Origin of the sequence: Streptomyces sp. NPDC017943 (genome assembly GCF_044328425.1) — a bacterium.
GTDB lineage: Bacteria > Actinomycetota > Actinomycetes > Streptomycetales > Streptomycetaceae > Streptomyces > Streptomyces djakartensis_A.
The window spans coordinates 246,084-270,825 of sequence record NZ_JBIRHH010000010.1; the positions used below are offsets into that span (position 1 = coordinate 246,084).

Here is a 24,742-nt window from a genome sequence, read left to right on the forward strand (position 1 = left end):
GGAGTTCGTCTCACCGCAGGATGGAAAGACAGCACGCTTTCCGAGCGAGCTGTTATGTGCGATTGATGTGGACTCGCCAATCGTTCGACACAACGGCGGCTGCGTGTCGGCGGCCGAACAGTCGCTCCTCCTTCGGCTCCGTGGCCGAAAAGCCCCAGGTGACGGCCGATCAAACCTGAGCAGCGCCGATCGAAAAGGCACTCCGAAAGGCCTCACATCGGTCTTGTTCGGCTTGATAATTTTCTTTCGCCGTTGACCGGCACATCAAAAGCAAGAAGCGCGCGAATAACGGTGACACCTGGTCAGCGAGCGATAATATGAACCCCGCAAACGGACTGGGGAGTCCGCCTTTGCGATCAGCCATGGCCCCGCGCACACGGGATTTTCCATGCCTGATGCACATGCAACAGCGGTCGCCCGCCCACTTCACACAGCGGGCGGACGACCGTATCGGGGGTGGGGAACAGTGCAGTCGAACCATGAGACCGGTCCTCGGACGGCCGGCCTGCGAGCCATGCTCCGCGTCGCAGACCTGCTCGCGGACGGGCCGATCGCACGCGGCGCGGTGGCACACGGCGCAGGCGACAACGGCACAAGCGGCTCAAGCGGCAGCACGCCGGTGCCACCGGACCGGCACGAAGCCGCTCGGCTCGTGTGCCCGGCACGACCGGCACCCTCCCCCGGGCCGTGGCGTGCCGCCTGGGCGCACACCCTGACCGAGGAACGCACGGCACAGAGCAGGGCGGGCCTCGGCTGGGCACTCACCGGGCTCGCCTCCGGCGCCATCCCGGCCCTCGACCTCCTCGAGATCGGGTGCGAGTGGCTGCGTCTGACCCGGCTGACGTGCCCGCCGACCGGCAGCGGCCCGCGGAGCGTGCGCCTGGCCGAGCGACCGTGGAGCGAACTTCCCGCCGCGGCCGCGTTGTTGCCCGGCCGGCGGGCCGAACGGCTGCTGCTGCTGGCGGGCGCCGGTCACGACACAGCCCCGGAGCGCGGGAGCACGGTCCACACCGCGCTGCACGAGGCCCTGTGCACCGCCGTGGACGACGTTCTCCCGGACGCGTACCGCGACGAGGACGCGCCGCTCGTCCTGGCTCTACGGGCCACCGGCTGGCCACCGTTGCAGCGGGTGGCCGAGGACGTGCACGGCCGGCTCGGCGCGCTGCTGTGCCTGCGGCTGCCCGCGCATTGGCCGACGGGGCCGGAGGACCTGGCGGCCGAGCTGCCGCTGCCGGTGCCGGTGTGGCTGGCCGCCGCCCACGTGGACGGTGCTTCGGGGACGGTGGGCCTGGTGCGCCGCACCCTGTTCCCGGCCGGCAGCCGCGCCGGCGATGGCACCGCGGCCGGTCAGGTCGTGCAGGTCCCGGTGAGCGCTCCCGCGCCCGGCGCCGGCGTGGGCGAGAGCGTCGCCGCCGTCGTCCGCGCCGGGATCGACGAACCGGCTACGGCGTGGCGCCCGTTGCGCATGGACCGGCTCACCCTGCCGCCCGGCTCCCGCACCACACTGCGCTACTCGCTGCACGCCGGCCACCGCGTCGGTCTGCTCGGCGAGACCGACCACACCCCGGAGACCACCGCCTGGGCCGTCCTGGCCGGCAGCACGGCCCGGCTGCTTCCCCGGCCCTGCCCGGTGGATCTGCTGATCGCCGTGGAGATAGCCGGGCCGCAGGCCGACGGCGGCACGGTGGTGGCGGAGCGCCTGCAGGAAGCCGCCACCGTCGTCACGGCCGTCCAGGACGCCATCGGCGACGAAGCCGCCCTCCGTGTGGGGCTGATCGGCTACCGCGACCACGACCCCCTGCACCGGCCCGGCCGCCAGGACCCCGTCGTGCACCGCATCGGCATGTGCACGGCCGCGGACGCGGCACGGGTGCTGACCTCCTGGCGCCCGTATCCGCTGCGCCACGACTTCGCCACCGGCTTGGAACACCTGCCCGGGGAGGTGTACGCCTGGCGCCATCTGTGGAGAGCCGGCAGTCACCGGGTACTGCTGACCGTCGGCTCCCGCCCGCCGTACCCGCACGTCCGGCCGCCCCGCGTCGTGCAGCGCGGTGCGCCGGTGCGCCTCTGCCCCGACCGGCTGGACTGGCGGACGGACCTTCAGGCGATCCGCCACGGCGAGGACATCGCCTGCCTGGCCGTCGTGGACGAACCGGCCTGGATGGACGACCTGCACGGCGAACCGCACCTGGCGCGCTGGGCCGACCACGCGTGGCACGCCTTCGGCGCCGAAGGGCGCTACCCCGCGGGCCACGACCCCGAACGCATCGCCTCCGCCGTCGTCGCACCGGCCCTGTGCCCGCCCGAGGGCGGCGCACCGATCCGGCTGGTCGTCGCCGACGGCCCGGCCGGCGACTGGCGACACGCCCCGGCGGGCTGAACGACCGCCCCCCGGCACCCGGTACGCGCGCCCGGCGCGGACCGCTCCATCCCTCGCGCGGCAGACGACGTCCGCTGCCCCGGCCCCTTGGGAGCACCAGCATGGTCGACGACGACAACCGATCCCAGCCCGGCAGCAACGGCGGCAAGGAGGAGAAGAAGGAAGACGGCGAGATGCAGGGGCCGTTCGCCGTCTGGGACCGCTCCACCCATGTCGGCGGCCGCGTCGCCCTCCCGCCGACGCCGCTCCCGCCGACCGACTCCGTACCCGACGGCTCCGCACCCCCCGTCCCCCCTCCCCCGCGGTCCGCGCCGGACACGAGCGACCTCCCCCGGGTCTTCCTGGAGAAGGTCGACGACGACGCCCCGCCGGCACCGGCGACCCGGCCGGCGAAGAAGGGCCGGAAAGCCGTGGCACCACAACAACTCCCGGTGACGGACGTCCAGTCGCCGGAGGCCGCGTCCGCGCCCGAGTCGACCGTCACGCTCTGGGGCGGCATGGAGAGCGGCAAGTCCACGTTGCTGGCGGCGTTGTCGCGGGCCCGCCAGGATCCGGTGTACGGCAAGTGGAACATCTGGCCCGAGGACCATGTCTCGCGCAAGTTCCTCGGCGAACTCGGCCACATCCTCTACCGCGAACGCCGCTTTCCCCCCTCCACCCTGACCGAGCAGCGCCCGGTCCGTTTCACCCTGGCCGGGGACCTCCGCGACGCCTCGCGCCCCGGGAGCGGGCGCAGATGGTGGCGGCGCAGCGCCCCTGCCGAACCCCGGCGCACCGAGTTCAAGGTCACCGTCCGCGACATGCCCGGCGAAGCGTTCGACCCGCACTCGCAGACCGGCGCCCAGCACGAGGCCAGACTCATCACGGACCTGGCCGACTCGCGGGCCATGGTCTACGTCGTCGACCCCGTGCGCGAGTGGCAGGTCAACAGTGACGACCGGGCGGCGAAGGCCGACGCCCGCCAGAACGCGGACTTCTTCACCGAGGTCCTGGCCGGAGTCCTCACCGAGACCAACATCCGGGGCATCCGGCAGGGCAACCTGCTGCCGCACCGCATCGCGGTGTGCCTGGCCAAGTTCGACGACGACCGCGTCTTCCGCTTCGCCTGCGCCCAGGGCAACGTCCGCCTCAATCCGCGTACCGGCCAGCCCGAGGTCGTGGACGCCAAGCGTCTCTTCGACGGCCTGTGCGAGACCTTCCCGCACGGCAGTCTGCGGGAGATCCAGCAGCAGATCGAGTCGTTCTTCGCCCCCGAGAACGTCGGCTACTTCGTGTGCTCCGCCATCGGCTTCTGGGTGGATCCCGAGCGCGGCTTCGACTTCGAGAACCCCTACCTGGTCAACCAGGTGGAGGACAGCATCCGCTTCATCGCCTCCCCGCAGCCCATCAACATCCTCGAGCCCTTCCTGTTCCTTCGGGGCTACGGCCCCGCGCAGTCCTGATCCGGCTCCCGCCACCCACCCGAACGAGAGGAGACACCATGGAACCGGGGCTGATCGCCGACTGGGCCGTGTGGGGCAAGGAGCCCCGTACCAACGGCGGCTACCAGGTCCTCGCCGCCCACCCACCCGACCGCAGCGCCGACTTCAACAGCGCCATCCACCACTGGTCACCCGGGACACCGACCCACGGGGAGCAGTTGCCGTGGATCACCATCGGGCCCACCGCCCAGCCGGACGGGACCCCGACGGTCGGGGTCTTCCTCCTGGACAGCACGGACGCCGTCGACCACGCGAACCGCCCCATCTACCGCATCACCCACCTCGCCGTCCCCCGTGACGACGTCCACGCCGCCGGACTGGGCTGGTGCGCCCTCGCCGGGGCCGCTCTCGACATCGCGCCACGGCTGGCGCTGCCGGCCGCGGGCCCGGCCGCCCTGCCGTTCTCGCCCGGGGACCAACTGCTCACCCGGATCGCCCCCTTGGTCACCCCTCGTATGTCCGACGGTCCGCTGTGGCTGGCCGCGGCGGCGGCCCATCTGCTGGACGGCACCCTCGTCGTCACCGGCGCCGGCGGCTGGCCGCCCCTGGACCTGCTGCTCGTGCTCGACGCCGTGGCCGCCCTCCTGCCGTTCGGCATGCGGGCCACCCTGTCCGCCGCCACCTGCACCAGTTTCGGCTCGGACGTGCCGATGCGCCTGTACTGGGGGAACGCCGCGGATCCCGGCCGGGCGAGCCTGGCCTGGGGCCGGAAGGAGCCGCACCTCGACGCGCTGTCCGCCGGGGCACGCTCCTACCACGACCTGCTCATCCGCAGCTGGAGCGAGCACGGCGGCGAACGCGTGCTGGGGCATCTGGCCGACGCACGGGCGCCGTTGGACATCGCCGCCGAGTCCGCGCACGCCCGCGCCCGGGAAGTGCTGGCCGCGCTCAACCCCACGCTCGCCGTCGCCCAGGAGATCCGCGAGGGCCGGGAGGTCGCCGGGGAGCGGATCGACCTGGCACTGAGCAGGCCGCGGATCGACCCCGACTCGCTCGACGTGCTGGCCACCCGCAAACTGGCGGACCCCTCCCCCGACCTGTCGGTCCTCGCCGCCCACATGGCCGACGCGGAGACCGCCGACAAGTACCGCAACAAGCTGATCGACGATCTGCTCGGCCACCGCACCGACATCGCCCGCTGCAACTTCGAGAGCATGCGCGCCGCGCTGCCCGGCAGCCGGGAGGGGCTGCACCCGCTCGACGGTGCGCTGGCCTACGTCATCGAAGAGGTACGGCAGGACCTGCCGGAGGACACTCCCGATCCGGTGGCGGAGCAACTTCTGGCCGTCGTCGCCCCGTTCACGCCGGGCACCATGACCCTCACCCAGTCCCTCCTGCGTACCGTCCCCGGCCTCGCCGGGCGGCTGGTCCGCGCCCAGTACGAGACGGCGGACCCCGCCGGCAGACTCCGCGCCTGGCTCGCGTGGCTGTGCGAAGGGCCGGACGCTTCGATCCCGGGCCATCCCGAACTCCCTCACCTCATGGACCTGTTGCGGTCGGGAGCCGCTTCGGCCGGGCCTGCGCGCAAGTGGGCCGCGGGCCAACCGGAGGCCGCCGCGCGTCTGCTGGAGGCGGCAGTCGTCTGCGGGCACACCGACCACCTGCTGCGACCCGACTTCTTCCACGGCCTCGTCGACTCCGTTCTGCGCAAACGGCCGACCGCGGTGGACGGGACGCCACACGCGCTGCTCACCCGGGCGGTCGCGGGGGGGGGGGGGGGCCGGGCCCCCCCGGCCCGGGCCCGCCCGGCTGGACGCGCTCGTGCGGTGCGGCCGTCAGGCCATGATCAGGTAGATGCCGTAGCCCACGGCCGCCGCGCACGCGGCGAAGCAGGCGTAGGCGCCGGTGACGGCGAGGCCCGCGGAGCCGCCCTCGGCGGCCGCCCGCTCGCGGCGGGACAGACCGGTGATGCCGAGGGTGAACAGGCCCACCAGGGCCACGGTGACCACGAGGCTGACGCCGAAGACGGAACCGAGGGCCGCCCAGTCGATCTTCATCTCAGTGACTCTTCCTTGTTACCGGTGCCCGGATCAGACCGGGGTGGTCGTGGAGGTGGCCCGCTCGGAGGTGGCCTGCGCCGGGAACGCCGGGACCGGCTCCTCCGCGATCTGGCCCGCGGGCGGCGGCGTCACCGCGGCCATCGCCGTGGTCACCACGCCGGCCGGCTCCGCCTCCTCGGTGTCGTTGACGTTGGTGTGGTCGACGACCTCGCGGCGCGAGAGCTTCCAGATGGCCGCGCTGGAGGCGACCAGGAAGAGGGCCACCACGGCGGTGCCCCAGTCACCGAAGCCCGTGACGTACTCGGCGAGCGCGCCCACCAGGGCCGCGGCCGGCAGTGTCAGGCCCCACGCGACGAACATCCGCGTCGCCGTCGACCAGCGGACCACGCCGCCCTTGCGGCCGAGGCCCGCGCCCATCACGGCGCCGGAGACGGAGTGGGTGGTGGACAGGGAGAAGCCGAGGTGCGAGGAGGCCAGGATGACCGTGGCCGCGCTGGTCTGGGCGGCGAAGCCCTGCTGCGGCTGGAGGTCGGTCAGGCCCTTGCCCATGGTGCGGATGATGCGCCAGCCGCCCAGGTAGGTGCCGAGGGCGATGGCGACGCCCGCGGAGAGGATGACCCAGGTGGGCGGGTCCGAGTCGGGGGCGAGGGTGCCGCCGGCGACCAGGGCGAGGGTGATGATGCCCATGGTCTTCTGCGCGTCGTTGGTGCCGTGCGCCAGGGAGACCAGTCCCGCCGAGGCGATCTGGCCGGCCCGGTAGCCCTTCTTGGCGGACTCCGTGTCCTCGGCCCGCTTGCCCAGCTTGTAGGTCAGCCGCGCGCCGAGCATCGCCGCGATGCCCGCGACCAGCGGCGCGGCGATCGCCGGGATCAGCACCTTGGTGACCAGCACGTCGCCGTGCACCGCACCGGCGCCCGCCGAGGCGATCGTGGCGCCGATCAGACCGCCCATCAGGGCGTGCGAGGAACTGGACGGCAGACCGACCAGCCACGTCAGCAGGTTCCAGAGGATCGCGCCGACCAGGGCGGCGAAGATGACCTCGGGCCGGATGCCGGCCTCGTCGACGAGGCCTTTGGAGATCGTGTTGGCGACTTCCACGGAGAGGAAGGCGCCGACCAGGTTGAGGACGGCGGACATGGCGACCGCGACCTTGGGCTTCATGGCGCCCGTGGAAATGGTCGTGGCCATCGCGTTCGCGGTGTCGTGGAAACCGTTCGTGAAATCGAACGCGAGTGCGGTTACCACCACAATCGCGAGGATCAGCGAGAAGCTTTCCATTTACCCAGGCAATCGTTCGAGGTCGTTGGCTGGACGAACGTAGGTAACCCGAGTGAACGGAAGATGAACTGGGAGGGGCGCGGGAGTGTCCACAAACGAGGGTTGCCGTTCCGCCCTGCTGTCAGGGTCCCCGCCCCCCGGCGACCGGATGCCCCGCGCGTACCGCTTCAGCCGATCGAGTGACCGCGGCAGCCCACAGGCAGAGTACCCGACGCGTAGTGACGGGTGATCGACCAGGGGTGATCGCAAGGGCGGTGCGACGCCACCGGGGCAGCCGGCCGTCGGGGGACGCGGCCGTATACGGGCGAGGTGCGCCGTCCGCGACCGGGCCGGAACCGGCCCCGGCCCGGGGCGCCTTGCGCGGCCGCCTGGCAGGATCGCCGCATGGCGGAACAGCGGGACGGCACCGGGCACGGCGGACGGAATCCCGGCGAGGCGCAGGGCGCGCGGGACGTGGGGGAGGCGCACGCCCGGGGAGCGACGCCCGAGGAGGCGCGCGCCTGGGAGGAGCTCGTCGCGACGGCCCGCCGGACGGTGACCGACGGGCTCGTCGTGGGCACCTCGGGCAACGTCTCGGTGCGCGTCGGCGACACCGTCCTCGTGACCCCCTCCGGCGTCCCCTACGACCGGCTCGCACCCGGCGACGTGACCGGCGTCGACCTCGACGGACGGCAGGTCCTCGGCACCCTCGTCCCGACCAGCGAACTGCCCATGCACCTCGCGCTCCACCGGTCCACCGGCGCCCGGGCCGTCGTCCACACCCACGCCGTCCACGCCACGGCCGTCTCCACGCTCGTCACCGAGCTCCCGCTGATCCACTACATGGCCGCCGCCCTCGGCGGACCCGTCCGGGTCGCCCCCTACGCCACCTACGGCACCGACGAGCTCGCCGCGAACATGCTCCGGGCCCTCGACGGCCGCTCCGGCTGCCTCCTGCAGAACCACGGCACCGTCACCCACGGCGCCACCCTCGCCCAGGCCTACGACCGCACGGCCCAGCTGGAGTGGATGTGCCGCGTCTGGCTCACCGCCGCCTCCGTGCCCGGCCTGAGCCCGAGCCTGCTGTCCCGGCGGCAGCTCACCGAGGTGGAGGAACGCCTGCGCGGGTACGGCCAGCGCGGCTGACCGCACGGCGGCGGATCACTCCACGGCCCCCTCCCACTGGTCGCGCGGCGGCCCGGCCAGGACACTGGAGCGGTGCGCACTGTCAAAGCGACGGCCGCTGCCGTCACCGCCGTCCTGGGAGCCGGTGCCGCCGCGGTGGCCGCCGGCCGGTTCGCCAGCCACGCCGCGCTGAAGGCGCCCCCGGGCCGTCCGCTGCCCACCGAGCCGCGGCTCACGGTCCACGGCACGGCCGCCGGGCAGATCAGCCTCACCCGGGACCTCGCCGCCCTGCGACCCGGCCGCTACGGCCTGGCCGGGGACGGCTCCCACGCCGTCGTCGGCCCCGTCCTCCAGGGTGCCTCGCCCACCGCCGACACCGTCGTGCGCCGCCTGGAGGCCGTCACGCACGGCTCCTTCCAGCGCGGGGACAAGGCCTGGCTGACCCCCAACGTGTACGTCGGCAACCCCCGCACCGCCCTCGGCCTGGCGTACGAGGACGTCGACATCATCGGCGAACTCGGCCCCCTGCCCGCCTGGTTCGTCCCCGGTGCCCGGGAGACCTGGGTGATCACCGTGCACGGCCTGGGCACCAGCCGGGAACTCGCCCTCAACGTCATGGAGTTCCTCAACCGCCACCACTTCCCGGTGCTCGCCCCGGCCTACCGCGGAGACGTCGGCGCACCCCGCTCGCCCGACGGCCTGAGCCACCTCGGCGAGACCGAGTGGCGCGACCTCGACGCGGCCATCCGGCACGCGGTGCGCCAGGGGGCCCGGCAGGTCGTCCTGCACGGCTGGTCCACGGGTGCCACCATGGCCCTGCGCGCCTCCGAGCGCTCGGGACTGCGCGACTACATCTCCGGGCTCGTCCTCGACTCCCCGGTCCTCGACTGGGAGACCACCCTGCGCGCCCTGGCCTCGGCCCGCCACACCCCGAGCGCGCTGCTGCCCCTGGCGGTGCGCGCCGCCCAGGGGCGCACCGGCCTCTACGGCGACCGCGTCGCCGACGCGCCCCCGTCCGACGGGCTGCGCGTCCCCGCACTGCTGCTGCACGGACCGGACGACGCGGTGGCGCCCTGGCGGCTCTCCCGCCGGCTCGCGGAGTCCCGCCCGGACACCGTCGCCCTGCACACGGTCGCCCACGCCCCGCACGGAGCCATGTGGAACGCCGACCCCAAGGGCTACGAGGAGGCCCTGCGCCGCTTCCTCACGCCCCTCATGTGACCGCCCGGCCCGGGTGGCCGGAGACACGGCTCGTTCGTCTCCCGGCCGACCGGTCGTAAGGATTCCGTTTAGTGCCGTACCACTGGCCGGTTCCCCTCCCCGAGCACCTCGGGGAGCCGGTGCCTTGGCCATCCTCGTCGCCCGCGGTGACATTCCGTTTGGGTTTTCGGACCGTCAACCGGAAGACTGCACCCGTGACGTCCCGTATCCCGCGCGACTCCAGGCTTCGACTCGTCCGCCCGCGACCCCTGGCCGCCGCCCCCCGAGCGATGAACCAGCGGCGCTCGCGCCGACCCGCGCCCCGCCCCCCGGAGGGCACCCCGGCCCCGGCGGAGCTGGCCCGAATGGCACGCCTGGGCCTGGCCGACGCGGCCCGCGTCGCCCGCTGGGCCGACACCGCGCTCGGCCCCGGCCGGGACGGCGCCACCGCCGACGGCAAGGCCACCCTCTCCGACGCGACCGCCGAACGGGCCGCCCTCGACCTCGGGCTGACCCCCGATCAGGTGCGGGCCGACTGGGACACCGCCCGCCTCGCCGGACTCGTCGAGGTGCACGGGGACAGCGCCCGCCCGGGCTGGCGGCTGCGCGCCTGGGACCGCGACGACAGCGCCGTGCTGCGCGGCTGGGTCGCCCTCTTCGACGCCTGGTCGCTCGCCTGCCCGGAGCCCGAGGGCCACGAGCCCGCCGCCGTCGCCGAGGTCGTCTCGGCCATGCCGCAGACGCTCACCTTCCTCCAGCTGTCCGCCGGCCCGGTCCCCGTGGAGCAGCTCCTCGACCTGCTGGAGCAGCGCGTCACCGAGCTGCGTACCGCCCGCTGCGAGGTGCCCTACGGCCCGCGGCCGGAGCCGCCCGCCGAGCCGGCGCCCGTCGACGCCCCGCTCGCCCCCCTGCTCGACTGGGCCCTGCGCGCCCTCGCCTCCGTCGGCGCCCTCACCTACGGCGACGGGCAGGCCACGCTCACCCCGCTCGGCAGCTGGGCCGTGTGGGTCAAGCTGGAGCAGATCTGCGTCGCCGCGCAGAGCCCCGCCGGGAACATCGAGCAGTCCGCCGAGGACATGCTGCGCGGTTGCGCCCAGCTGCGTCCCAACGCGGCCCGCGCCGAGTACCGCGCCTGGCTCGCGGCCCGGACCGTCGGCGGTGCCGTCACCGAGCTGCTGGCGGCCGCCCGCGGTGAGGACGCCCTGCTGCGCGGCCTGGCCTTCGAGGCGCTGCGGGTCGTCGGCGCCCCCGCCGAGCCGGACGTCCGCGCCGTGCTGGACGAGCCCACGCTGCGGCCGTACGCGCTGCTGTGGCTGGCCGAGCACGACGGAGCCGACCCGGAGGACGCCCACGAGGTCCTCACCCGTCAGGAGGCGACCTGGCTGTGGGTGGACACCGCCGCCGCCGTCGCCGACCACGGCGAGGCTCCGCTGCTCGTCAGACACCTGGAGTCCGCGGTGCAGCCGACCGTGCCGATGCTCCTGGACGAGGTCCGGGCGGTGGGGCACCCGCGCACCGTCCAGGTGCTCGTCGCCCTGGCCGCCGCCCACCCCGACCCCGCCCTGGCCAAGGCCGTACGCCGGGCCGCGTTCCAGGTGCACACCGGCGGCAGCTAGCCGCCCGCCCCGGGCGCGTAGGTGCCGAAGCTCCAGACGTTGCCCTCGACGTCCCGGGCCATGTAGTCCCGGGACCCGTAGTCCTGGTCCGTCGGGGGCATCAGGATCTCCACCCCGTGCTCCACGGCACGGCGGTGGTGCGCGTCCACGTCGTCCACCACCACGTACACCCCCGTGGTGCCGGCGCCCGTCATCGCGCGGTCGAAGACGGTGCCGGTGCCCCGGGTGCCGATCATCACCGCCCCGTTGCCCTGCACCAGCTCGGCGTGCAGGACCGAGCCGTCCTCGCCCTCGTACACCGACAGCTCCGTGAAGCCGAGACCCTCGGTGAGCTGGCGGATCGCCGCCTTCGCGTCCCGGTACAGCAGCGTCGGGCAGATGCCCGGACGTCCGCCGGACGTGCCTGCCATGCCGATCACTCCCTGGTCAGCGGTCGCCGGGATCCGGGGCGATCCGGACCCGCTCCGGCCGGTCCCTGTCCAGTCTGGCACCGGGCACGGCCGACGACCCGGCGAGACGAACCGAACACCCGCACGCAGAAAAACTGGTTGCACCGCCCCGTTAGACTGTCGTCATGGCCTTTCTCCTCGCGCATTAGACGGCGGGAACGTCCTCAGCCGCCCCTTCCCGCCCCCGTATCCGCCCTGGAGTCTGTCCGTGATCTCCGCTTCCGGTATCGAGCTGCGCGCCGGTGCCCGTGTCCTCATCGAGAACGCCACGTTCCGTGTCGCCAAGGGCGACCGCATCGGCCTGGTCGGCCGCAACGGCGCGGGCAAGACCACCCTCACCAAGTGCCTCGCCGGCGAGGGCATGCCCGCAGGGGGCACCATCACGCGCTCCGGTGAGGTCGGCTACCTGCCCCAGGACCCCCGCACCGGGGACCTCGACATCCTGGCCCGCGACCGCATCCTGTCGGCCCGTGGCCTCGACGTCCTGATCCGCAAGATGCGCGACAACGAGCAGCGCATCGCCAACGGCAAGGGCGCCACCCGTGACAAGGCGATGAAGCAGTACGAGCGCCAGGAGACGGAGTTCCTCACCAAGGGCGGGTACGCCGCCGAGGCCGAGGCCGCCACCATCGCCGCCGCGCTCAACCTGCCCGACCGGGTGCTCGGCCAGCCACTGCACACGCTCTCCGGCGGTCAGCGCCGCCGCATCGAGCTGGCCCGCATCCTGTTCTCCGACGCGGACACCCTGCTGCTGGACGAGCCGACGAACCACCTCGACGCCGACTCGATCGTCTGGCTGCGCGACTACCTCAAGACCTACCGCGGCGGCTTCATCGTGATCTCCCACGACGTCGACCTGGTCGAGACGGTCGTCAACAAGGTGTTCTACCTGGACGCCAACCGCGCCCAGATCGACGTCTACAACATGGGCTGGAAGCTCTACCAGCAGCAGCGCGAGGCCGACGAGAAGCGCCGCAAGCGCGAGCGCGCCAACGCCGAGAAGAAGGCCGCCGCCCTGCACTCGCAGGCCGACAAGATGCGCGCCAAGGCCACCAAGACGGTCGCCGCGCAGAACATGGCCCGCCGCGCCGACAAGCTGCTCTCCGGCCTGGAGGCGGTGCGCCAGTCCGACAAGGTCGCCAAGCTCCGCTTCCCCGAGCCCGCGCCCTGCGGCAGGACCCCGCTGATGGCCGAGGGCCTGTCGAAGTCGTACGGCTCGCTGGAGATCTTCACCGACGTCGACCTGGCCATCGACAAGGGCAGCCGCGTGGTCATCCTCGGCCTCAACGGCGCGGGCAAGACCACCCTGCTGCGGCTGCTGGGCGGCGTCGAGCAGCCCGACACCGGCATGGTGGTCCCCGGGCACGGCCTGAAGCTCGGGTACTACGCCCAGGAGCACGAGACCCTCGACCCGGACCGCACGGTCCTGGAGAACATGCGCTCCGCCGCACCCGACATGGATCTCGTCGAGGTCCGCAAGGTGCTGGGCTCGTTCCTGTTCTCCGGCGACGACGTCGACAAGCCGGCCGGAGTCCTCTCCGGCGGTGAGAAGACCCGCCTCGCCCTCGCCACCCTCGTGGTGTCCTCGGCGAACGTGCTGCTGCTCGACGAGCCGACCAACAACCTCGACCCGGCCAGCCGCGAGGAGATCCTCGGGGCGCTGCGCACCTACAAGGGCGCCGTCGTCCTGGTCACGCACGACGAGGGCGCCGTCGAGGCACTCCAGCCGGAGCGGATCATCCTGCTGCCGGACGGCGTCGAGGACCTGTGGGGCGCCGACTACGCGGATCTCGTCGCCCTGGCCTGACCTGCCCGTGCCGCCGGTACCGCCCGGCCGCAGGCGTGATCAACGGCGTATGGATCATTCGGCCCAACGGTGATCCATCATCTGTGTGAGATCTCCTCGTACCGAGGTGTGTCCTACATCGATTTCGCGGCCGAGTCCCCGATCCTCCAGGGCTCGACCGCGCCGCCTTTCTGACCTGGCCTTTCCCGCCCCGACGCGTTCGGCCGGGCGGACGGCCCTCTTCGGAATCGCAGATTCCGGATGTGGGGACGCGCTCCCGTCGTCACAACCTTGTCTCACGGACCTTGCCGAATGGGTGGCCATCGCGGCCCGGAGGGGTGATCATGAGGAGACCAGAGCGCACTTCCTTGAGGAGGCACGGGTGGCCGAGACTCTGAAGAAGGGCAGCCGGGTGACCGGCGCCGCGCGCGACAAGCTCGCGGCAGACCTGAAGAAGAAGTACGACGCCGGTGCGAGCATCCGGGCGTTGGCCGAGGAGACCGGCCGCTCGTATGGCTTTGTGCACCGCATGCTCAGTGAGTCGGGCGTCACGCTGCGTGGGCGCGGCGGGGCGACCCGGGGCAAGAAGGCCACGGCCTGACCCCGGGTGGCCCCACGGCTTCGATGGTGGCCACCCGGTCGTCCCACTGACCGGCCGGGTGGTTACTGTGCAGTCACTTGAGCGTGCCGTGAGGCGGCGGACAGCCGTCGTGCGGCACGGAAGGCGACCGCACACATCGGAGGCGTCCCATGGCTTCGCCCGACCAGGACCTCGTTCCCGTACTCGACAAGGACGGCGTACGGCTCACCGTGGACGACGCGATCGCCACGGTGACGCTGACCAACCCGGACAAGCGCAACGCGCAGAGCCCCGCTCTGTGGCGGGCGCTGACCGAGGCCGGCCGGCAGCTGCCGGGCTCCGTCCGCGTCGTGGTGCTCCGGGCCGAGGGCAAGTCCTTCTCGGCCGGGCTCGACCGGCAGGCGTTCACGCCCGAGGGCTTCGACGGCGAGCCGTCGTTCATCGACCTCGCCCGCGGTTCCGACGCCGAGCTGGACGCGACCATCGCCGAGTACCAGGAGGCGTTCACCTGGTGGCGGCGCAGCGACATCGTCTCCGTCGCGGCCGTCCAGGGGCATGCCATCGGGGCGGGCTTCCAGCTCGCCCTGGCCTGTGACCTGCGCGTCGTCGCCGACGACGTGCAGTTCGCCATGCGCGAGACGAGCCTCGGACTCGTGCCCGACCTCACCGGCACGCACCCGCTGGTGGGCCTCGTGGGATACGCCCGCGCGCTGGAGATCTGCGCGACCGGGCGCTTCGTCACGGCCGACGAGGCCGTGAGCACCGGGCTCGCCAACGTGGCCGTGCCCACCGGCCAGCTCGACGACACCGTGCGCGACCTCGTCGCGGCCCTCCTCGCCGCGCCCCGCGACGCCGTGATCGAGACCAAGGCCCTGCTGCGCGGCGCCCAGGACCGCACCTACGAGGAGCAGCGCGGCGCCGAGCGCCAGGCCCAGGCACGCCGGCTGCGGGACCTCGCGGGCGTCGGCGACTGAGAACGCGGCCCGGCCGGGAGCGCGGTCAGCCGACCGCGCTCACGACGACCGCCACCGTCGGCCGGTCGGGCAAGGCCGCGCCGACCGCCTCGCGGACGGCGCGCGCCACGTCCCGGCTGCGGTGGTCCGCGGCCACCGCCACCTCCAGCCGGACGTGGCGGTGCGTCAGCGCGGCCTTCCCCGGGACCTCTTCCAGATGCACCGGCCGGCCCAGCGTGCCGGTCAGCCGCAGCACGCCCGGAACCGCCCGGGCGGCGGCGGCCACGACGCCCGCGTCGCCGTCCTCGGCCCGCGCCTGCGGCGGCAGTTCGCTCTCCTCGACGGCCGGCCGCTCCACGTCCTGCTCGTCCAGCAGGCCCGTCACCCGCAGGTCCACGTCCGACACGTCGAGACCGAGCCGCTGCGCCGCCGCCGTGGCCAGCGCCTCCCGCAGCTGCGCCGACGTCGCCGGCAGCGGCCGCGACGCCGTGGCCGCGAAGTGTGCCGTCACCCGGAGGGGCCCGAACGGCAACGCGCTCGGCGGAGCCGGCACCGCGGACTCCTCCGCGTCCTCCGGGTCGGCCAGCGCGATCCGCAGCGGGCCCAGGCGCACGCCCGGGACGCCCCGCACCGCGCCCGCCAGCACCGCCTCGGCCGCCCGCTCCGTGATCCACGCGCCGTCCCGCGCGTCACCGAGGGGCAGCAGCCTGCCGATGCCCAGCTGATGTCTCACTGCCTGCGTCCAGCGATCCGCCGTCATTCCTCCAGCCTGCCGCATCAGAGGCGCGCGTCCGCGCAACCGTGCTTACCGTGGGTCTCAGGACGACGACCGAAAAGGACGTACGGCGATGACTGACATGACGGAGAACCGGGGCGGGGAGAGCGAGTCGGCGGCGGCGCGCAGGAGCCCGCTGGCCAAGCACGGCGGTGGCGACCCGGGTTCCCGGGGCCGGACCACCATCGCCGACGGCGTCGTGGAGAAGATCGCGGGCCTCGCCGCCCGGGACGTGGACGGCGTGCACGCCATGGGCAGCGGCCTGTCCCGCACCTTCGGCGCCGTGCGCGACCGTGTGCCGGGCGGTCAGAAGTCGGGCGTGACCCGCGGCGTGAAGGCCGAGGTCGGCGAGGTGCAGGCGGCCCTCGACCTGGAGATCGTCGTCGACTACGGCGTGTCGATCGCCGACGTCGCCCGCGACGTGCGGGAGAACGTCATCACCGCGGTCGAGCGGATGACGGGCCTGGAGGTCGTCGAGGTCAACATCGCGGTGAGCGACGTGAAGCTGCCCGACGAGGAGGAGGAAGAGCCGGAACGCCGGATCCAGTGAGCCACCGGTCCGCGGACGACCCCACACAGGCTGAGGAGCTGAGGAGCGCATGAGCATGGCCGTGGCCGGCATGATCGCCGGCATGGCACTGGCGTTCGCCGGATATTTCGGTGGATTCGGTGCCTTCCTGCTGGTGGCGGCACTGGGCGCCGTCGGCTTCGTCGTCGGCCGGTTCCTGGAGGGGGACATGGAACTCGGCGACTTCTTCCGCACCCGTGAACGGCGGCGGTGACACCGATGAGCGCGGGGGCCGGTGAACTCGAACGATCCCCGGCCGTCGTGCCGCCGGGGGAGCGCGGGGCGACCCGGATCGCCGACCGGGTCGTCTCCAAGGTCGCCTCACAGGCGGCCCGCGAGGCCGTCGGGACACTGCCGCCGTCCGCCGGGGCGCCCTCCGCGACCGTGGTGGTGCACCACGACGTCGCCCACGTCCGGGTGCACGTCGAACTCGACTACCCGTGCGACATCGGCGACCGTTGCCGCCGTGTGCGCCGGCGGGTCGCCGAACGGGTGGGCACCCTGGTGGGCATGGAGGTACCCGAGGTCGTCGTCCACGTCGAGCGGCTGCACCTGGCCCCCGCCCTGGGCGCGGCACAGGAGAGGACGCGATGAACCGGCCCCACGGCTCCGAGCCGTCGCAGGACGACACGCGACGCCTGCCGGTCGTGGAGGCGCAGGGGAACGGCCCCGGCCCAGGGGAGACGCCGCCCGGTGACGGACCGCAGCAACCCGTTCCCGAGAAGGCGACCGGCCGCGCGGGCCGCTTCTGGTCGGCGCGCCGCGTCCCGGCGGGCATCGTCGCCCTGCTCCTGCTGGGCCTCGCCGGACTGTTCCTCTACGACATCGTCTCCGTCCGCGCCGGCCGGCCGGGCATGTACTGGCGCCGCGAGCTGGCCGACCAGCTCGCCCAACTGCCCCTGGACGACACCTGGGTGCTCGTCGGGGCCGGGGTCGCCGCCGCCCTCGGGCTCTGGCTCCTGGTCCTCGCCTGCACGCCCGGTCTGCGGTCCGTGCTCCCCATGCGGCGCACCCATCCCGACGTACGGGCCGGGCTGCACCGGGACGCCGCCGCGACCGCCCTGCGCGACCGGGCCATGGAGGTGCCCGGTGTGCAGTCGGCACGGGTCAAGGTGCGCAGGCGCCGGGCGGCCGTGCGGGCCGAGTCGCACTTCCGTGAACTGGACGACGTACGAACCGACCTGGACGACGTGCTCACCGGAGCGGTCGGCGGCCTGGGCCTGTCCCACCCGCCCGCGCTCAAGGTGCGGGTGCGGCGGCCCGGCCGGAAGGGGTGAGAGCGGTGCTCAGGATCGTCGACCGCGTGTTCCTCGCACTGGTGGGCCTGGTGCTGCTGGTGCTGGGCGGCTCCGTCCTGGCCGTGGGCCTCGGCGCGCCCGTGCCCTCGTGGTGGATCCACCACGACCGGCACGACGTGCTGCTGAGCGAGGCCGAGCGCACCCGCTGGCAGGACGAGAGCTGGTGGTGGCCCGTCGTCATCGCCGCGCTGGCCGTCCTGCTGCTGCTCGCCCTGTGGTGGCTCGTCGCGGTGCTGCGCCGCCGCCGCCTCGCCGAGGTCCTCGTCGACACCGGCGACGGCGAGGGGGCCCTGCTGCGCGGCCGGGCCGTGGAGGACGTCCTCACCCAGGAGGCCGCCCACATCGACGGTGTGGGCCGGGCCCAGGCCCGTCTGACGGGCCGCCACAGCACCCCCGAGGCCCGGGTGCGCCTCGCGCTGGAACCACACGTGGACCCCGGGACGGCGCTGCACGACTTCGCCGCCGGCCCCCTGACCCACGCCCGGGCCTCGGCCGGTCTGGAGTCGCTGCCCGCCGAGGTGCGGCTGAAGGGCGTCAAGCACGGGGCCGAACGGGTCAGTTGAGACCGGCCCGGGGCGGCGGGCGGTTCAGAAGCCGTGCCGGGCGCCGCCGTCGACGGGCACCATGACCCCCGTCAGGTAGGACGCCGCGGGCGACAGCAGGAACGCGGCCACCCGGCCGAACTCCTCGGGCGCCCCGTAGCGCCGCAGCGGGATCCGCGACTCCGACGCCGCCCGGGTGGCCTCCGGGTCCGCCGACAGCGCGTCCAGTTCACGCACCCGGTCCGTGTCGATCCGCCCCGGCAGCACCCCGACCACCCGGATCCCGCGCGGCCCGAGCTCCGCGGACAGCGACTTGGCGAACCCGGCCAGCCCGGGGCGCAGCCCGTTGGAGATGGTCAGGCCGGGGATCGGCTCGTACACCGACCCGGACAGCACGAACCCGACGACGCCCCCGGCGTCCAGCTCGGCCGCCGCGGCGCGGGCCAGCCGCACCGCGCCGAGGAACACCGACGCGAACGCCGTCTGCCACTGCTCGTCGGTGTTGTCGGCGACGAAACCGGCCGGCGGCCCGCCCACGCTGACGAGGACGCCGTCGAAGCGGCCGAAGTGCTCGCGCGCGGCGGTGATCAGCCGTTCCGCCGCCTCCGGGTCGGCGTTGTCGACGGCCACCCCGACCGCGTTCGGTCCCAGCGCGGCTGCCGCGTTCGCCACGCTCTCCTCGTCCCGCCCGGAGACGACCACCTTCGCGCCGTCCGCGACGAGCTCGCGCGCGGAGGCGTGACCGAGGCCGCGCGTGGCCCCGGTGACGACGTACACCCGGTCCTTCAGTCCAAGATCCATGGCCCCTATCCTGCCCCGTCCTCCCCGAACAGGGCGAGGGCGGTGTGCACCAGGCCGATGTGGCTGAACGCCTGCGGGACGTTGCCGAGCTGCCGGCCGGCCACCGGGTCGTACTCCTCGGACAGCAGGCCGACGTCGTTGGCCAGGCCCACCAGCCGCTCGAACAGCTCCCGGGCCTCCTTCGTCCGGCCCGCCATGTGCAGCGCGTCCGCCAGCCAGAACGAGCACACCAGGAAGGTGCCCTCGCTGCCGGGCAGGCCGTCGACCTCCGTGACGTCGGACGGGGTGGTGCTGTAGCGGCGCAGCAGGCCGCCGTGCTCCAGCTCCTCGCGGACCGCGTCGATGGTGCCGATCACCCGCGGGTCGTCCGGCGGCAGGAACCCGACGCGCGGGATGAGCAGCAGGGCGGCGTCCAGCTCACGCGAGCCGTAGGACTGCGTGAAGGTGTTGCGCTCGGCGTCGTAGCCCTTCTCGCAGACCTCGCGGTGCACCTCCTCGCGCAGCGCCCGCCAGCCGTCCAGGTCGCCGTCGAGCTCCGGGTGGGCCTCGAGGGTGCGCACGGCCCGGTCGGCGGCCACCCACACCATCACCTTCGAGTGCACGAACTGGCGTCTGCCGCCGCGCACCTCCCACAGCCCCTCGTCCGGCTGCCGCCAGTGCGTGCGCAGGAAGTCCATCAGGGCCCGCTGCAGCGCCCACACGTCGGGCTGCGGCGACAGCCCCGACTCGCGGGCCAGCGACAGGGAGTCCATGACCTCGCCGTAGACGTCCAGCTGGAGCTGGTTCACGGCGTCGTTGCCGATCCGCACGGGCGCGGACCCCTCGAAGCCGGACAGCCAGGGCAGCTCGAACTCGGGCAGCCGCCGCTCGCCCGCCACCCCGTACATGATCTGCAGGTCGGCCGGGTCGCCCGCGACCGCGCGCAGCAGCCAGTTCCGCCAGGCCTCGGCCTCCTCCTGGTAGCCCGCGGCGAGCAGGGCGTTGAGGGTGAGGGTGGCGTCGCGCAGCCAGCAGTAGCGGTAGTCCCAGTTGCGCACCCCGCCGGGCTCCTCGGGCAGGGAGGTCGTGGCGGCGGCGACGATGCCGCCGGTCGGGGCGTAGGTGAGCGCCTTGAGCGTGATCAGGGAGCGCACCACCTCGTCGCGGTACGGCCCGTCGTAGCGGCAGTGCGCGACCCAGGCCCGCCAGTCCTCGACGCTGTGGCGCAGGGACTCGTGGGGGTCGACCAGAGCCGGGCGCGGCTCGTGCGAGGGGTGCCAGGTCAGGACGAACGCGACCTTCTCCCCCTTCTTGACCGTGAACTCGGCGTGCGTGGCGAAGTCCTCGCCCCAGCTGTGGACCTCCGGTTCGCTGCGCAGCCAGGCCGAGTCGGGGCCGGCGACGGCGACGCGGTGGCCGTCGGACCGGCGCACCCACGGGACGATCGACCCGTAGTCGAAGCGCAGCTTCAGGACGCTGTGCAGCGTCACCTCGCCGTCGAGGCCCTCGACGATCCGGACGAGGTCGGGGGCCTGGTCGCGCTGCGGCATCAGGTCGGTGACCCGTACCGCGCCCTGCTCCACCTCCCACTCCGTGTCCAGGACGAGGGTGTCGTGGCGGTAGGCGCGCCGGGTGCAGCGGTCCGCCCCGACGGGGGCGATGCGCCAGTGGCCGTTGTCCTCGTCGCCGAGCAGCTTGGCGAAGCAGGCGGCGGAGTCGAACCGGGGCAGGCACAGCCAGTCCACGGATCCGTCCGTGGAGACCAGGGCCGCCGTCTGTTCGTCGCCGATGAGCGCGTAGTCCTCGATACGGGGGTGCACGCAGTGCGGGTTCCCGGCAAGTCGGCGCCGCAATCAGGGCAGAGGCCCCTGTGGGTGACATGTCCCCGACGGCGTGGACCTCACTCCGCGGGGGAGGGCCGACGGCGCTCTCGGACCGCCCCCTCGGAGCGGCGGACCGCCTCGGACCGACGCCTCAGACCGCCGCCGGTTCCGCCGCCTCGCCGGACGTGGTCTCCTTCGCCGCCTGGCCCCGGTCCCGGGCCTCCCGGCGGGCCAGGACGACCAGGCCGACCGGGACGGCGGCGGCGAACAGCCACCACTGGACGGCGTACGCGTAGTTCAGCGCGGCGTCCTCCTTGCCCGGGTCGCCCAGCGGCTCGGGGGTGTCGCCGGCGGGCTCGGGCGCCGTCTGGGCGATGTACCCGCCGAGCACCTCCGCCTTCAGGCGCCGCGCCTGCTGCTCGCTGTTGATCAGCATGACCTGCCGGTCCGGCAGGCCCTGGAGGTTCTTGATCCCGCTCGCCTCGGTCGTCTCGCTCGGCATCAGCCGCCCCCGCACGGTCAGCTCACCGCCCGGCGGGGCCGGGACCTTCGGGTAGGCGGACTGGCTCCTGCGGTCGCCCGGGACCCAGCCCCGGTTCACCAGCAGCACCTTGCCGTCGTCCAGGACGAACGGGGTGAGCACGTGGTAGCCGACCTCGTCGTCGGAGTTGGTGCGGCGGCGCACCACGACCTCGTCCTCGGCGTCGAAGCGGCCCTGGGCGATCACCGTGCGGTAGCGCTCGGCGCTGGTGACGGTGTGCCCCGGGCCGGTCAGCGACTCCACGGGCACCGGCTTCGCCGCCAGGGCGTCGGTGACCAGCTGGTTGCGGGCGGTCCGCTCCTCGTAGCGGTGCATCTGCCATATGCCCAGGCGGATCATCGTGGGGATGAGGAGCAGGGCGACCAGCACGAGGATCACCCACTGCCGGGACATGAGGAAGCGGTACACCCCACGACCGTACAACTCGGTCGTGGGGTGCAATCAGGCGGGTACCGGTTCACACCTTGTCGACAATGCCCACCTTTCCCTCGGCCCGGGCGCAGTGGGCGCCGCAGTACCACTGGCCGTCGACGTCGACGCCCTGGCCGATGATCTGCACCCGGCAGTGCTCGCAGATGGGGGCCATGCGGTGGATCGCACAGGCGAAGCAGTCGAAGACGTGCACCGCGCCCTGCGCGTGCACCTCGAAGGTCATTCCGTACTGATTGCCACAAACCTCACAGGTCGCCATGCGCCACAGGGTGGGCCGTCGTCCCCGCGCGGGCGAGTGGCGGCCGGGCGAGTCGCCCGGCAATCACCCGTCCGTACGGTCGGTGCGGTGTGCGGGCGCGCTCACTGCGGCGCTGCCGGCTCCACGTCCGCGAGGAGCTGCCCGAAGGCCGCCTCGTCCACGACCGGTGTGCCGAACTGGCGGGCCTTGACCACCTTGGACGTGCCCGAGTCCGGGTCGTTCGTGACGAGCAGGCTGGTGAGCCGGGACAGGCTCGTGGCCACGTGCAGCCCGGCCTCGGTCGCACGGTCCTCCAGCAGCTCCCGCTCGGTGGAGGTGTCGCCGGAGAAGGCGATCCGCATGCCCTGCTTGAGCCGCCCGCCCGGCTCGTAGCGCCCGGGGTTGGGGTACGGGCAGGCGGGGCGCTTGCGGGAGGGACGCCAGCCGCCCTGCCGGTGGCCGCCGTAGGCCGCCTGCTGCCCGATGCGGGGTGTGACGGGCCGGTCCGTCCACTCGGTCAGCGGCAGGCACTCGTGCAGCGGCAGTCGGACGCCCCGCGCCGCGGCGGTCCGCAGGCTCGGGCGGAACGCCTCCGCCAGCACCCGCGCGTCGTCCAGCGCGTGGTGTGCCCGCTGCTGGACCACGCCGAAGTGCGCGGCGAGGGACTCCAGCTTGTGGTTGGGCAGCGGCAGCCCCAGCTCCTTGGACAGGGCGATGGTGCACAGCCGCTGCCGCACCGGGGCCTCCCGCCGGGCGCGGGCGTACTCGCGGGCGATCATCTGCCAGTCGAAGACGGCGTTGTGCGCGACGAGCACCCGGTCCGTCAGCCGGGCCGCGAACTCCTCGGCGATGTCCGCGAAGAGGGGAGCGCCCTCCAGCGCCTCGCTCGTCAGGCCGTGGATCCAGACGGGACCGGGGTCGCGCTCGGGGTTGACCGTCGTGTACCAGTGGTCCTCGACCTCGCCGCGGGCGTCCAGCCGGTAGACGGCCGCGGAGATGATGCGGTCGTGCCGCGCCAGGCCCGTGGTCTCCACGTCGACGACCGCGTATCCCCGGGGGTAGGCGGCCGGCCACGCCGTGGCGGAGAACAGGGCGGTCGTCAGGTCATCCAGCATGGTTCACGAGGATACGGGCCGCGACTGACACCGCCGTCCGCCAGGTGCGCCGGGCCCGCCGTCCCGACGCCCCCTCAGACGGCTTGTCCGGTCTGTCCGTTCACGGGGCGTACGTCTGATCGACGGTCAGTCGCGCCCGCCGTGTCCCGGGGTGGCGAGATGCGGGCCGTCCGACCCGCGGTGCCGTCACCAGCGGGTGGACCGGGTGGACCGGGTGGGCCGTGCGCGGCCCACCCGGTCCGCGGTCCTACTTGGTCACCGCGTCCAGCGCGTCGGCGACGCCCCAGCCGTAGAACCCGTTGCGGTTCTTCGGGCCCTCGCACACCGCGTCGACCTTGCCGTCGGCGTCGATGTCGTACGGGTCCGTGCACGCCTTGGCGTCGGCCTCCGCGTACAGCAGCGCCTTCACCAGCGCCGGCGGGGCGTACGGGTGCGTCGACTTGATGAGGGCGGCGACACCCGCGACATGCGGGGACGCCATCGACGTACCGGCCATGTAACCCCACTTGCCGCCCGGCAGCGTGCCCAGGATCAGGCCGCTCGTGGCCGGCGGCTCCGGCTTCTGGTAGGCCGTCGAGTCACCGCCGGGCGCGGCGATGTCGATGACGCCCCGGCCGTAGTTGGAGAAGGACGACTTCAGGCCCTTGGCGCCGGTCGAGGCGACCGTGACGACACCCGGCAGCTGCGTCGGGATGTCCAGGCACTCGGACGGGTCGACGACCCGGTCGCCCGGGGTGGTGTCGTTCGGGGACGACGGGTCGGTGATCTCGTCGGAGGCCAGGTCGTAGTTCTCGTTGCCGGCCGCCGCGACGTTGACCGCGCCCTTCTTCTCCGCGTACCGCGAGGCACGCGTGACGGCCTCCACGAGCGCCTTCTGGTCCGGGTCGTTCTTGCAGTTGAAGTACCAGGGGTCGGTGTAATAGCTGTTGTTCGTCACGTCGACCCCGTGCTCGGCTGCCCACACGAAGCCGCAGACCACGGCCTCCGTGTAGAAGAAGCCGTCCGGGTTGGACACCTTGATGCCGGACACCTTCACGCCGGGCGCGACACCGGTCATGCCGACGCCGTTCTTGGCCGCGGCTATCTCACCGGCGACGTGCGTGCCGTGAGGGCTCTCCGCCGCACTCGGCCGCCAGGCGCCGTCGGCCGTGTCCGGCTTGCCCGACACGCAGTTGACCGACGCCTTGCGGTCGAAGTTCGGCGCGATGTCGGGGTGGGTGTCGTCCACACCGGTGTCGATCACGGCGACCGTGACCTTCTTGCTGCCCAGCGACTTCTCGTGCGCCTTGTCCGCCTTGATGGCGGGCAGGTCCCACTGCAGGCCCTCGAGCGGGTCCTGGCCCTCCGCCGCCTCCGCCTCGGCGACCTCGGCCGCGCTCAGCACCTTCGGCGAGCCCAGGTCGCCGGTCGTCGCCGAGGGCAGCGGCGCGGTGCGGGTGGCCCCGGCCGACTGCACGCCGCGCACCGTGCGGATGGTCTTGGCGAAGTCCGGGTTCGAGGAGTGGACGACGATGACGCCTATCTGGTCGTACGACGTCACGATCGTGCCGCCGGCCTTGGCGACGGCCTTCTTCACGGAGGCCGAGGTGCCGTGGCCCGGCGCGACGTTGACGACGTAGCTCAGCGGCGTCGCGTCGGCCGAGACGGCCGCGGGGGCGTCCTCGGCGGCCGTGGCGACGGTGTTCGGCAGGAAGGCGAGGGCGGTGGCCATGGCCATCCCGGCCGGGATGGCGACGGCGCGGCGGTAGCGCGCGTGCGGCGCGGTCATGGTGTCTCCAGTTCGTTCACGGTACGAGCTGATGG

24 protein-coding genes are annotated in these 24,742 nt (G+C 73.4%); 13 read left to right on the forward strand and 11 right to left on the reverse strand.

Annotation, left to right across the window (positions count from 1 at the left end):
* Positions 1-514: 514 nt before the first annotated feature.
* Together ACH4C6_RS29500 and ACH4C6_RS29505 are read left to right on the forward strand one after the other, a co-directional pair.
* Positions 515-2,380, forward strand: a complete 1,866-nt coding sequence (locus ACH4C6_RS29500; protein WP_398111673.1) for a hypothetical protein — start codon at positions 515-517, stop codon at positions 2,378-2,380.
* Positions 2,381-2,481: 101 nt separating this feature from the next.
* Positions 2,482-3,822, forward strand: a complete 1,341-nt coding sequence (locus tag ACH4C6_RS29505; protein WP_398111674.1) for a hypothetical protein — start codon at positions 2,482-2,484, stop codon at positions 3,820-3,822.
* 100 nt (positions 3,823-3,922) lie between these two features.
* On the opposite strand, the gene ACH4C6_RS29510 is transcribed toward ACH4C6_RS29505, so the two are convergent.
* The 3 genes from ACH4C6_RS29510 to ACH4C6_RS29520 form a co-directional block, all read right to left on the reverse strand.
* Positions 3,923-4,126, reverse strand: coding sequence for a hypothetical protein (locus tag ACH4C6_RS29510; RefSeq protein ID WP_398111675.1), 204 nt, complete (start codon positions 4,124-4,126; stop codon positions 3,923-3,925).
* A gap of 1,510 nt (positions 4,127-5,636) precedes the next feature.
* A complete protein-coding gene (locus tag ACH4C6_RS29515; protein WP_369197704.1) occupies positions 5,637-5,858 on the reverse strand; it encodes a hypothetical protein in 222 nt (73 codons plus the stop codon).
* A gap of 33 nt (positions 5,859-5,891) precedes the next feature.
* Positions 5,892-7,139: an anion permease gene (locus ACH4C6_RS29520; protein WP_398111676.1), complete on the reverse strand. Its 1,248-nt coding sequence runs from the start codon at positions 7,137-7,139 to the stop codon at positions 5,892-5,894.
* 384 nt (positions 7,140-7,523) lie between these two features.
* Between ACH4C6_RS29520 and ACH4C6_RS29525 the strand changes: the two genes are divergently transcribed.
* The 3 genes from ACH4C6_RS29525 (at position 7,524) to ACH4C6_RS29535 (ending at position 11,059) form a co-directional block, all read left to right on the forward strand.
* Positions 7,524-8,264 carry a class II aldolase/adducin family protein gene (locus ACH4C6_RS29525; protein WP_398111677.1) on the forward strand — a complete coding sequence of 247 codons (741 nt, stop codon included), beginning with the start codon at positions 7,524-7,526 and terminating at the stop codon, positions 8,262-8,264.
* 72 nt (positions 8,265-8,336) lie between these two features.
* Positions 8,337-9,464 (forward strand): alpha/beta hydrolase family protein, encoded by a 1,128-nt coding sequence (locus ACH4C6_RS29530; RefSeq protein ID WP_398111678.1) that lies wholly within the window; start codon positions 8,337-8,339, stop codon positions 9,462-9,464.
* A gap of 194 nt (positions 9,465-9,658) precedes the next feature.
* Complete coding sequence (locus ACH4C6_RS29535; RefSeq protein WP_398111679.1) at positions 9,659-11,059, forward strand: hypothetical protein; 1,401 nt, start codon at positions 9,659-9,661, stop codon at positions 11,057-11,059.
* Here ACH4C6_RS29535 and ACH4C6_RS29540 read toward each other — a convergent pair.
* Positions 11,056-11,469 carry a VOC family protein gene (locus ACH4C6_RS29540; RefSeq protein WP_398111680.1) on the reverse strand — a complete coding sequence of 138 codons (414 nt, stop codon included), beginning with the start codon at positions 11,467-11,469 and terminating at the stop codon, positions 11,056-11,058. The genes ACH4C6_RS29535 and ACH4C6_RS29540 overlap by 4 nt on opposite strands.
* 247 nt (positions 11,470-11,716) lie before the next feature.
* Here ACH4C6_RS29540 and ACH4C6_RS29545 point away from each other — a divergent pair, with 247 nt between their 5' ends.
* The 3 genes from ACH4C6_RS29545 to ACH4C6_RS29555 all read left to right on the forward strand — a co-directional run bounded on the left by ACH4C6_RS29545 (position 11,717) and on the right by ACH4C6_RS29555 (position 14,848).
* Entirely contained in the window at positions 11,717-13,315 is a 1,599-nt protein-coding gene (locus ACH4C6_RS29545) for an ABC-F family ATP-binding cassette domain-containing protein (RefSeq protein WP_398111681.1), read from the forward strand.
* 361 nt (positions 13,316-13,676) lie between these two features.
* Positions 13,677-13,895, forward strand: coding sequence for a helix-turn-helix domain-containing protein (locus tag ACH4C6_RS29550; protein ID WP_010037790.1), 219 nt, complete (start codon positions 13,677-13,679; stop codon positions 13,893-13,895).
* A gap of 149 nt (positions 13,896-14,044) precedes the next feature.
* A complete protein-coding gene (locus tag ACH4C6_RS29555; protein WP_398111682.1) occupies positions 14,045-14,848 on the forward strand; it encodes an enoyl-CoA hydratase/isomerase family protein in 804 nt (267 codons plus the stop codon).
* Positions 14,849-14,873: 25 nt separating this feature from the next.
* Here ACH4C6_RS29555 and ACH4C6_RS29560 read toward each other — a convergent pair whose 3' ends face one another.
* Complete coding sequence (locus ACH4C6_RS29560) at positions 14,874-15,587, reverse strand: nucleopolyhedrovirus P10 family protein (RefSeq protein WP_398111683.1); 714 nt, start codon at positions 15,585-15,587, stop codon at positions 14,874-14,876.
* Between the two features lie 88 nt (positions 15,588-15,675).
* Here ACH4C6_RS29560 and ACH4C6_RS29565 point away from each other — a divergent pair, with 88 nt between their 5' ends.
* From ACH4C6_RS29565 to amaP, 5 genes are read left to right on the forward strand one after another with little or no spacing between them, the layout of a single operon-like run.
* Positions 15,676-16,152 carry an Asp23/Gls24 family envelope stress response protein gene (locus ACH4C6_RS29565; RefSeq protein WP_398111684.1) on the forward strand — a complete coding sequence of 159 codons (477 nt, stop codon included), beginning with the start codon at positions 15,676-15,678 and terminating at the stop codon, positions 16,150-16,152.
* Between the two features lie 49 nt (positions 16,153-16,201).
* A complete protein-coding gene (locus ACH4C6_RS29570; RefSeq protein ID WP_398111685.1) occupies positions 16,202-16,384 on the forward strand; it encodes a hypothetical protein in 183 nt (60 codons plus the stop codon).
* 5 nt (positions 16,385-16,389) lie between these two features.
* Complete coding sequence (locus ACH4C6_RS29575; RefSeq protein ID WP_398111686.1) at positions 16,390-16,764, forward strand: Asp23/Gls24 family envelope stress response protein; 375 nt, start codon at positions 16,390-16,392, stop codon at positions 16,762-16,764.
* Positions 16,761-17,447 (forward strand): DUF6286 domain-containing protein, encoded by a 687-nt coding sequence (locus ACH4C6_RS29580; RefSeq protein WP_398111687.1) that lies wholly within the window; start codon positions 16,761-16,763, stop codon positions 17,445-17,447. The genes ACH4C6_RS29575 and ACH4C6_RS29580 overlap by 4 nt, the downstream gene beginning before the upstream one ends.
* Positions 17,444-18,031, forward strand: a complete 588-nt coding sequence (gene amaP / locus ACH4C6_RS29585) for an alkaline shock response membrane anchor protein AmaP (RefSeq protein ID WP_398111688.1) — start codon at positions 17,444-17,446, stop codon at positions 18,029-18,031. Before ACH4C6_RS29580 ends, amaP begins: the two co-directional genes overlap by 4 nt.
* Positions 18,032-18,055: 24 nt before the next feature.
* On the opposite strand, the gene ACH4C6_RS29590 is transcribed toward amaP, so the two are convergent.
* From ACH4C6_RS29590 to ACH4C6_RS29615, 6 genes are all read right to left on the reverse strand, one after another.
* Positions 18,056-18,811, reverse strand: coding sequence for an SDR family oxidoreductase (locus ACH4C6_RS29590; protein WP_398111689.1), 756 nt, complete (start codon positions 18,809-18,811; stop codon positions 18,056-18,058).
* Positions 18,812-18,816: 5 nt separating this feature from the next.
* On the reverse strand, positions 18,817-20,610 hold the full coding sequence (locus tag ACH4C6_RS29595; RefSeq protein ID WP_398111690.1) for a glycoside hydrolase family 15 protein: 1,794 nt from the start codon (positions 20,608-20,610) through the stop codon (positions 18,817-18,819).
* Between the two features lie 154 nt (positions 20,611-20,764).
* Positions 20,765-21,562, reverse strand: coding sequence for an SURF1 family protein (locus ACH4C6_RS29600; RefSeq protein ID WP_398111691.1), 798 nt, complete (start codon positions 21,560-21,562; stop codon positions 20,765-20,767).
* 49 nt (positions 21,563-21,611) lie between these two features.
* Positions 21,612-21,845 carry a hypothetical protein gene (locus tag ACH4C6_RS29605; protein ID WP_279545926.1) on the reverse strand — a complete coding sequence of 78 codons (234 nt, stop codon included), beginning with the start codon at positions 21,843-21,845 and terminating at the stop codon, positions 21,612-21,614.
* A gap of 101 nt (positions 21,846-21,946) precedes the next feature.
* Positions 21,947-22,939 carry a DEDDh family exonuclease gene (locus ACH4C6_RS29610; protein ID WP_398111693.1) on the reverse strand — a complete coding sequence of 331 codons (993 nt, stop codon included), beginning with the start codon at positions 22,937-22,939 and terminating at the stop codon, positions 21,947-21,949.
* Positions 22,940-23,186: 247 nt separating this feature from the next.
* Positions 23,187-24,707 (reverse strand): S8 family peptidase, encoded by a 1,521-nt coding sequence (locus ACH4C6_RS29615; RefSeq protein ID WP_398111694.1) that lies wholly within the window; start codon positions 24,705-24,707, stop codon positions 23,187-23,189.
* Between the last annotated feature and the right edge of the window lie 35 nt (positions 24,708-24,742).

Excerpts from the sequence above, each read along its gene's own strand:
- ACH4C6_RS29500 (WP_398111673.1), top strand. The coding sequence starts at position 515 with ATGCTCCGCGTCGCAGACCTGCTCGCGGACGGGCCGATCGCACGCGGC.
- ACH4C6_RS29505 (WP_398111674.1), top strand. The coding sequence starts at position 2,482 with ATGGTCGACGACGACAACCGATCCCAGCCCGGCAGCAACGGCGGCAAG.
- ACH4C6_RS29510 (WP_398111675.1), bottom strand. The coding sequence starts at position 4,126 with ATGGGGCGGTTCGCGTGGTCGACGGCGTCCGTGCTGTCCAGGAGGAAG.
- ACH4C6_RS29515 (WP_369197704.1), bottom strand. The coding sequence starts at position 5,858 with ATGAAGATCGACTGGGCGGCCCTCGGTTCCGTCTTCGGCGTCAGCCTC.
- ACH4C6_RS29520 (WP_398111676.1), bottom strand. The coding sequence starts at position 7,139 with ATGGAAAGCTTCTCGCTGATCCTCGCGATTGTGGTGGTAACCGCACTC.
- ACH4C6_RS29525 (WP_398111677.1), top strand. The coding sequence starts at position 7,524 with ATGGCGGAACAGCGGGACGGCACCGGGCACGGCGGACGGAATCCCGGC.
- ACH4C6_RS29540 (WP_398111680.1), bottom strand. The coding sequence starts at position 11,469 with ATGGCAGGCACGTCCGGCGGACGTCCGGGCATCTGCCCGACGCTGCTG.
- ACH4C6_RS29555 (WP_398111682.1), top strand. The coding sequence starts at position 14,045 with ATGGCTTCGCCCGACCAGGACCTCGTTCCCGTACTCGACAAGGACGGC.
- ACH4C6_RS29560 (WP_398111683.1), bottom strand. The coding sequence starts at position 15,587 with ATGACGGCGGATCGCTGGACGCAGGCAGTGAGACATCAGCTGGGCATC.
- ACH4C6_RS29565 (WP_398111684.1), top strand. The coding sequence starts at position 15,676 with ATGACTGACATGACGGAGAACCGGGGCGGGGAGAGCGAGTCGGCGGCG.
- ACH4C6_RS29570 (WP_398111685.1), top strand. The coding sequence starts at position 16,202 with ATGAGCATGGCCGTGGCCGGCATGATCGCCGGCATGGCACTGGCGTTC.
- ACH4C6_RS29575 (WP_398111686.1), top strand. The coding sequence starts at position 16,390 with ATGAGCGCGGGGGCCGGTGAACTCGAACGATCCCCGGCCGTCGTGCCG.
- ACH4C6_RS29580 (WP_398111687.1), top strand. The coding sequence starts at position 16,761 with ATGAACCGGCCCCACGGCTCCGAGCCGTCGCAGGACGACACGCGACGC.
- ACH4C6_RS29590 (WP_398111689.1), bottom strand. The coding sequence starts at position 18,811 with ATGGATCTTGGACTGAAGGACCGGGTGTACGTCGTCACCGGGGCCACG.
- ACH4C6_RS29605 (WP_279545926.1), bottom strand. The coding sequence starts at position 21,845 with ATGGCGACCTGTGAGGTTTGTGGCAATCAGTACGGAATGACCTTCGAG.
- ACH4C6_RS29610 (WP_398111693.1), bottom strand. The coding sequence starts at position 22,939 with ATGCTGGATGACCTGACGACCGCCCTGTTCTCCGCCACGGCGTGGCCG.
- ACH4C6_RS29615 (WP_398111694.1), bottom strand. The coding sequence starts at position 24,707 with ATGACCGCGCCGCACGCGCGCTACCGCCGCGCCGTCGCCATCCCGGCC.